Origin of the sequence: Streptomyces sp., from assembly GCF_031181555.1 — a bacterium.
Classification (GTDB): domain Bacteria; phylum Actinomycetota; class Actinomycetes; order Streptomycetales; family Streptomycetaceae; genus Streptomyces; species Streptomyces fimbriatus.
This window is the reverse complement of the sequence record NZ_JAPSKQ010000232.1, coordinates 3,450-7,833: the sequence shown is the minus strand read 5'-3', so window position 1 is coordinate 7,833 and position 4,384 is coordinate 3,450. Positions and strand designations below refer to the sequence as shown.

General features: G+C 75.9%; 1 protein-coding gene. It reads right to left on the bottom strand.

Annotated features, from left to right (window positions below):
* On the bottom strand, positions 1-4,384 hold a 4,384-nt coding region (locus RIM90_RS29165), incomplete at both ends, for an amino acid adenylation domain-containing protein (RefSeq protein WP_309063748.1).

Sequence of the window (4,384 nt, the reverse complement as noted above, 5' to 3'; positions counted from 1 at the left end):
ACGGGACGCAGCGCGCGGATCCGCTCGACGGTCGCGTCCCGCCAGCGGCTCATCTCCTTGAGCGGGAGGGGCCGGCCGTCGTAGCTGCTGTCCCAGGTGGAGAAGTCCTCACCGAAGGCGGCGGTGAGGTCCCCCCCGCCCGGTGTGCCGGGCGTGCCCGGTGCCCGGCCGGGCGCGTAGGCGGACTCCCAGACGGCCTGCCACTCCCGCACCTGCTCGGACGTGGCGGACCCGGGCGCGGAGCGCCCTCGGACGTCCGGTACGACATAGGCGGTGAGCTGCCTGCGGCCCGGCTCCTCCTCCCGCACGGTCACCACGGCCCGGCCCACCGCCGGGTGCGTGCCGAGCACCGCCTCGATCTCGCCGGGTTCGACCCGCACTCCGCGGATCTTGACCTGGTGGTCGGTGCGGCCCAGGTACTCCAGCGTGCCGTCACCGCGCCACCGCGCCAGGTCGCCGGTGCGGTACATCCGGCTGCCCGCGGGGCCGAAGGGGTCGGCGACGAAACGGAGCGCGGTCGTGCCGGGCCGGGTCGGGTAGCCGCGGGCGAGCTGGCGTCCCGCCAGGTACAACTCGCCCGCCACACCCGGGGCGACCGGCCGGAGCGCCGCGTCGAGCACGTACACGCGGGTGTTGTCCACCGGGGCGCCGATGGGCACCGTGCCCGTCCACGCGGGGAGGCACCGCCACCGCGTGACGTCGATGGCCGCCTCGGTGGGCCCGTACAGGTTGAACAGCGGGACGCCGAGGAGGGCGAGGGACGCGTCGGCGAGGTCGGCCGGGAGTGCCTCGCCGCTGCAGATCACGCGCCGCAGCCGGAACCCGGCCGCGGCGGGCCCGTCGACGGAGTCGAGGAACACGCGGAGCATCGACGGCACGAAGTGCACCGTCGTCACCCCGTGGTTCCCGACGGCGCCCGCCAGGTAGTGCGGATCGCGGTGCCCGCCGGGGCGTGCCACGACCACCGCGGCGCCCGTGGTCAGCGGCCAGAGCAGCTCCCACACGGACACGTCGAACCCGACGGGTGTCTTGTGCAGCACCCGGTCGTCGGCGGTCAGCGCGAACTCCCGCTGCATGCCCAGCACCCGGTTGGCGATGGCCTCGTGGGAGACGACGACGCCCTTCGGGCGGCCGGTCGAGCCCGAGGTGAAGATCATGTACGCGGCCGAGCCGGGTGCCACGGGGACCGGAGCGGTGCGGGCGGCGCCGGTGCCGACGGGGGCGTCGGCGCCGAGGAGGACGGTGCCCGGGCCGTCGAGGCGGGGGAACCGCTCGGCGAGGTCGCGCGTGGTGAGGGTGCAGGCCGGGGCCGCGTCGTCCAGCAGCAGTCCGATCCGCTCCGCCGGCAGCTCCGGGTCCACCGGCACGTACACGCCGCCCGCGCGCAGCACGGCGTGCACGGCGACGAGCAGGTCCGCCGAGCGCGGCAGGGCGACGGCGACCCGGGTCTCGGGCGCCACGCCCCGCTCGCGCAGCCGTGCCGCGAGCGCCGCCACCCGGGCGTCGAACCGGGCGTACGTCAACTCCTCGCCACCGGCCCCGCCGTCCGCGTCCACCACGGCGGTCGCGTCGGGCGTCGCCGCCGCCTGCGCCGCGACCAGCTCGGGCACCGACACGGGCGGCACCGGCACGGCGGTGTCGTTCCACTCGACCAGCACCTGCCGCCGCTCCTCCGGGAGGAGCACGTCGACGGCGCCGACGGTGCGGGCGGGGTCGGCGGCCAGCGCCTCCAGCAGCCGCACCAGCCGTGCGCCGACGCGGGTGATGCCGTCGGGCGTGAAGACGCCGGTGCGGTAGCCGAACCGCAGGCTGAGCCCGGCGTCCTCCGGCACCACCAGCAGCGTCAGCGGATAGTGGGTGCCCGCGTGGACGTGCGGGTCGGTGACGGCGAGGCCGGGACCCGGCCGGAAGGCGGCCGGGTCGACGGGGAAGTTCTCGAAGGTCAGTACGGTGTCGAAGAGCCGGTCCAGGCCGGTGAGGCGGGTGATGTCCGGCAGGCCCAGGTGTGCGGCGGCCGCGCGGCGCGACTGCCGGCGCTGCATCCCGCGCAGCATGTCCCGCAGGTCGTCCGCCGGACGCAGTTGTACGCGCACGGGAACGGTGTCGACGAACAGGCCGACCATCGACTCGGCCCCGTCGACCTCGGCCGGACGGCTGGCGACCGTGGTGCCGAACACGACGTCGTCGCGCCCGGTCAGCCCGGCGAGGAGGAGTGCCCACGCGCCCTGGACGACGGTGTTGAGGGTGAGCCCGTGCGCGGCGGCCAGGTCCCGCAGGGCGTCGGTGGTGCCGGTGGACAGGTCGACGGTGTGGCGGCCCTGGGACGGCTCCGCCTCCGCCGTGGCGTCCGGCACGAGGAGCGTCGGCGCGTCCAGTCCGTCGAGCTCGGCGCGCCACGCGGCGCGGGCCGCCTCACGGTCCTGCCGCCCGAGCCAGGACAGGTATGTGCGCGGCGGGGCCACCGGCGGCAGGGTCTCGCCGTGGTAGAGGGCGAACAGCTCACGCCCCAGCAGGGGCAGCGACCAGCCGTCGAGCAGCATGTGGTGGTGGGTGAAGAGCACGGCGTGCCGTTCGGGGGCGAGCCGTACCAGGGCGACGCGCAGCAGCGGGGGACGCGCCAGGTCGAAGCGTCCGGCCCGTTCCCCGGCGGCCACCTGCCGCAGCCGCCGGTCCTGTTCCCGGGGGCCGGCGGCCGTCGGCGGCCCGGTGAGGTCGACGTCGCGCCAGGGGAGTTCGACGTCGTCGAGCACCACCTGCGCCGGTACGTCGGTGGTGTCGGCGACGAACGCCGAGCGCAGCACGGGGTGCCGGCGCAGCAGGGCCTGCCAGGCGCCGCGCAGCCGGGTCCCGTCCAGCGGACCCTCCACCGTGAAGCCGAGCTGCACGGTGTAGTCGTCGTCCCCGGCGTTCTGCGCATCGTGCAGGGACTGGAACAGCAGGCCCTGTTGTACGGGGGAGAGGGGCAGGACGTCCGAGAAGCACGGATAGCGGGCCCGCAGGCGCCCGAGGTCGTCCTCGTCGAAAGCGGACGGGGCGGCGTCCTGCGCGGGGGCCGCGTGACCCGTGCCGCTGTCCTGCGGAACCGCGACGACGGACAGGTCCGCCACGGTCGGGTGCTCGAACACGTCGCGCAGGGTGAGGGCCAGCCCTTCGCGGCGTGCGGCGGCGACCAGGCGCATCACCGAGACGCTGTCACCGCCGAGGGCGAAGAAGTCGTCGTCGATGCTCACGCCGGACGGCGTGTCGAGCAGGTCGGCGCAGAGCCGGCAGAGGGTCTCCTCGACCGCGTTCCGGGGTGCCCGGCCGGCGTTGGCGGCGGTCGCCGCCGGGGCGGGCAGCGCGGCCCGGTCGAGCTTGCCGTTCGCCGTCAGGGGCAGCTGCGGGAGGGCCACGAAGGCCGCGGGCACCATGTACGGGGGCAGGCGCCGGGCCAGCGCCTCGGCCAGCTCCTGGTCGCCTGCCACGGGCTGCGCACCCGGGACGAAGTACGCGGTCAGCTGCCGTCGGCCCGGCGTGTCCTCGCGGAGCACGACCGCGGCGCGGGCCACGCCCGGCTGTTCCGCCAGCACGGCCTCGATCTCGCCCGGCTCGATGCGGAACCCGCGCACCTTGACCTGCTGGTCCGCCCGGCCCGTGCAGACCAGCCGGCCGTTCGGCGTCCAGTGTGCGAGGTCGCCGGTGCGGTACATCCGGGTGCCGGGCGCGCCGAAGGGGTCGGCCACGAAGCGTTCGGCGGTCAGGCCGGGCCGCTGCGCGTACCCGCGTGCCAGTCCGGCGCCGGTGATGTACAACTCGCCCACCACGCCGGGCGGTACGGGCTGCATGGCCCGGTCGAGGACGTACACCGCCGTGCCGGTGATCGGCCGTCCGATGGTGGCCGGCGCCGATGCCGCGGCGTCCGGGTCCTCGGGCGACAGCTCCGCCGCGGTCGACCAGACCGTCGTCTCCGTAGGGCCGTAGACGTTGGTCACCGACGCGGCGGACGCGAGGAGTTCACGGGCCAGTGCGGCCGGCAGCGCCTCGCCGCCGACCAGGACGCGGACACCGCCGAGGACGGGTGCGACCTCGGCGGCCACCGCCTGCCAGAGACTCGGCGTCGCCTGCATCACCGACACCCGCTCGGCCGCCAGCAGGTGCCGCAGCCGTGCGGGGTCGCGTACCTCGTCGGCCCCGGCCACCACCACGGCGGCACCGGCCACCAGGGGCGCGAGCAGTTCCAGGTTGGCGATGTCGAAGCCCAGGGTGGTCACGGCGAGCAGGCGGTCACCCGGGCCCAGTCCGGCCCGCCCGGCCATGTCCAGCAGCAGGTTGCCGAGGCCCGACCGGGGGACGACGACGCCCTTGGGCCGCCCCGTGGACCCCGAGGTGAAGATGACGTACGCGG